This is a genomic window from Paragemmobacter kunshanensis (assembly GCF_011059185.1).
Taxonomy (GTDB): domain Bacteria; phylum Pseudomonadota; class Alphaproteobacteria; order Rhodobacterales; family Rhodobacteraceae; genus Paragemmobacter; species Paragemmobacter kunshanensis.
On sequence record NZ_JAALFE010000065.1, the window covers coordinates 1 to 3,515 of the forward strand.

The 3,515-nt window shown below is 55.8% G+C and carries 3 protein-coding genes; all 3 read right to left on the reverse strand.

Going from position 1 to position 3,515, the window contains the following annotated elements; translation table 11 throughout:
• Nucleotides 1-273: 273 nt before the first annotated feature.
• Nucleotides 274-837: a TIR domain-containing protein gene (locus tag G5V65_RS23000; RefSeq protein WP_165054626.1), complete on the reverse strand. Its 564-nt coding sequence runs from the start codon at nt 835-837 to the stop codon at nt 274-276.
• A 267-nt stretch (nt 838-1,104) separates the two neighbouring features.
• Nucleotides 1,105-2,847, reverse strand: a complete 1,743-nt coding sequence (locus tag G5V65_RS21585; RefSeq protein ID WP_165054629.1) for a phage major capsid protein — start codon at nt 2,845-2,847, stop codon at nt 1,105-1,107.
• A gap of 45 nt (nt 2,848-2,892) precedes the next feature.
• Nucleotides 2,893-3,515: hypothetical protein (locus tag G5V65_RS21590; RefSeq protein ID WP_165054632.1), on the reverse strand; the 623-nt coding region annotated here is incomplete at its 5' end.

Below are 3,515 nucleotides of genomic sequence, written 5' to 3' on the forward strand. Positions count from 1 at the left end.
CCAGAATGCTGCGGGTTCGAGGCTTGATCCACCCGACTTCGGCCGTTTGCGCGACGACAGACACCGCTCGGGGCGAAGAACGCTTGCCCAGCGAGCAAAATCAGGCGATCTTGAAGTCAAGCGGCAGGCCACTTGGGGAATGTCGGCAGAACAACTGACAGTACCGTTGTGATAACGGTCCATACTTGAACTGAAACCCGGAAGACATTTTTATCAAGAAATTTCACTTTGGGCATACCGACTCCAGTTCTTGAATTGTTGAAGTTTTCAAAATTAGACCTTGTAGAAGTACTGAATTGGCAGCGCCCCACTTCCATTCATTAGATCAGTGTCATTCAGCGCCAACTTTATCAAATCCTTTGCCCACGGAACATGCAAAGTCGGAACTTTGTGCACCGAGTCCCTGAAGACCGGTACGTTAGCCCACAGGTTTCTTATTCTCTGAGAGATACCGCCATTAGAAAGCAAAGATTCTTTTGTTGTGAATTCTGGATAGATCACAATAACTGGAAGCGATTGATCGTTGATTGCGTAATCAATTTCCTCTCGAAGCGCACGTGAGTTTACCGTGACTGAACTCAAGATGAATAGCACGTTTTTCGATGCTCGAATTCTCGCCCGAAGCCTAGGCTTAAGAGTTGTTTCCCAGTCACTTCCGTCCCGAACATTATACGTTAGCGCATGAGAATCTCGGAAATTAAATGATGCGTCACTTGCACTCCAAGCCTTAATGAGATTGTAATACAGAAAATCCCTAGTTGCATTTGCACCTAACCTAGATGGATTGAACGGCTCTGCAACATAAAACGCTGTGTAGTTTCCAATTCGAAGAGACATCTTTTCTCCTGTCGTTCTGCATAGGCCCTCGACCGGAAGACCGCTGACTCAACACCCCAAGAGAAAGTTTCCACATGTTAGGTTGCAACCTCAATAAAAAAGTTCGCATCTAGCAAGACGTCGAGGTTGCGCGTTACCCGCGGTTCGATCGGTCTGGGAGGACCCAAAATGCTGCAGCGCGGCACGTCCGCGCGGCGCTTACAATCGATTGCAACGGACGATGCGGCAAAGAGAAACGCCCCGACCGAAGCCGGGGCGCTGTGGTGATCAGATGCCGGTGATCACACAGAAGCTTTGCGGACGTCGAACCGTAATGTCGAAGAACGCATAGGCATAGATCGCGATCGTGCCGGTCGAAGCGCCGGTGTACTCATCGATCACGAAATCCACACCACCGAACTGGCCGATCAGAACGTCACTCATGCGACCAAGGGTCAGAGTCGTGGCCGATGCGTGCGACGTCTCGAACGCAGGGCGACCCATGATCGTACCGGCCAGGATCGAACCGTCGCGGATTTCCGTTACGTCACCCAGGATCGGCTCACCGGACGAACCGGCAAACTTTTCGGTATTTCGCAGGATCGCCGCGACGGTCGGATGCGCGACCCATGCCATCGAAGAATCCGGCATGATGTTGTCGCTGGCCACCGCAGCCCAAGCCGCGATGATTTCTTCCCACGTCACCGCACCAGCACCCGCTGCGGCGAAGCTGTTGATGCCCACAGTCGCCTGAATGCCGCGCGGGATAGGTGCCACACCGGAACCGCTGATCACGGCCGCATCGAGTGCCGATGCGAACTGCGCGTTGATCGAACGCTTCAACAGGTCATCCATCTGAGGAATGCCCTGCAGCAACGCCTTACGGCTCACTGTGGTACGTGCGGCCAGCATCGTGGCATTGAGGGTCACGTTGTCGAAGGCCGGGTTGCCTTCCGCGATCGATCCACCTTCCGTGATCCAAGATGCAGCCGGTGCGGTCGTTTCGCGCGGAATGCTCACGTCGGAAGTAAGACCGCCGACCATCTGCGCACCCGCCTGAATTGCAAACGATGCAGGGCGAAGCGCGTCTATAAACAGATCGCCCCGGTGTTCGACCGTGGTCAACGGTCCTGCAACACCGGTCGTCAGCATCGGTGCGCGCGTGTGAAGCGCCTCGATCGGCACGACCATACCGCGCACGCCGCGGGCCGATCGGGTCAATTCTGCCGACTGTTCCCGCTCATCGCGCGCATCAGACCAATCGTTGGTGATACGCCCGCGCAGGTAGTTTCCCAGATGAAACGGAACGCGCACACCCCCTCGCGGGGTTTCATGATCGAATCCGGGGTTCAGTGGAGCGTTGCCGATCCGGGCCAGCACCTTCTGACGGAAATCGGAAAGCGACGTGCCTTCCTCGACCGCCCGATATGCAGCATCGGCCATTCCGTGCCGGTGCCCAAGGTCCATGATCTGCGCTGCATGGGATGGAGTGAGTTTCGTTTGTTCAGTCATGGCGACGATTTCCTTCTGTTGCGTGTCGCCAGGTGCAGGATCGAAGGCACGACCCACGCCGACCGTCTCGTCGGCGGGAATGCTCACGATGCTGACCTCATACGGTTTCCAGCGCGTGACGATTGTCCTCTCGCCCCGCGTTTCGACCATCAGGACCTGGTAGCCGACCGACACGTTGGACCGGATGCGGTCCTTAATGTCTCTCAGCACCTGGTCCGCTTCTGGTGAGGCGGACAGCCTCACCGTCGCTCGCAGGACCTTCCCCGGTCCATCCAGCGAAATCTTCTCGACCACGCCGATCTGCCGTCGCGGGTCGTGATCCAGCAAAAGCGGCGCATTACCCGACCCGAGAAAGGACAGGTCGATTGCAGCCGGATCGTGCCGCAGGATTTCAACGTAACCCTGACGCTCGACCGGCTGTTCAGACGACACAGCAACCGACACGCGCCGGTCATCGCCAGTGATTTCCACAGGGTCAGCAGCGGTCGTCAGAAATCGGGTTTGAAGGGGTTTATTCACGGCGGCACCTCTTTTGTGTTATGTAATCTCATTACATTCATGAAGTCAACTTGGGCGGATCGATCGGCCTTTATCAACCGCCCCAGCAAAGGCGGACATTGCCAACGATGTGGCCCTGAAATCCCCGCCCGACTCTTGCATCAGGATTTGCGCCGCAAAGGTCATCAGGACGCCAGCCGCTTGGACACCCGGCACACCGGACAAAGCCAATTGCCGCACCGCTTCCCGCAAAGGCGCGGCAAGCTGATTAATTTCATCCTCACTCATCGGATGGATTGCATGGGGAATGCGCGGCGCGGCTTCACCCGGACCGTCCATAGCCTGATCGGTGACATGCAGGGCGGCAAGTTCACGGTGCAGGATCGCTGCAGGATCAAGATGAGCCTTCATGGCCACAAAGACCGCCGCTTTAGCCAAACGCTCAGACAGGCGTTCGATCGCGGCGCGTTCCGATGCCGGTATTTGAGAGAAGAAATAGTCCAGAATTTCGGAAAGTTCGCTGGACGCTACACCAACCAATTGCATGGCTTGTTCGGGTTTTTTCGACACGGTGTTTTTCCTTTCTTTGTTTTTGACTTGGAAGGGTTTGGACCCACATTCTCCAAGTAAGTCGCTGATTTCGCTGTCGTAATCGTGATATTTCGCATATAAATCATGGCGTTGACGGC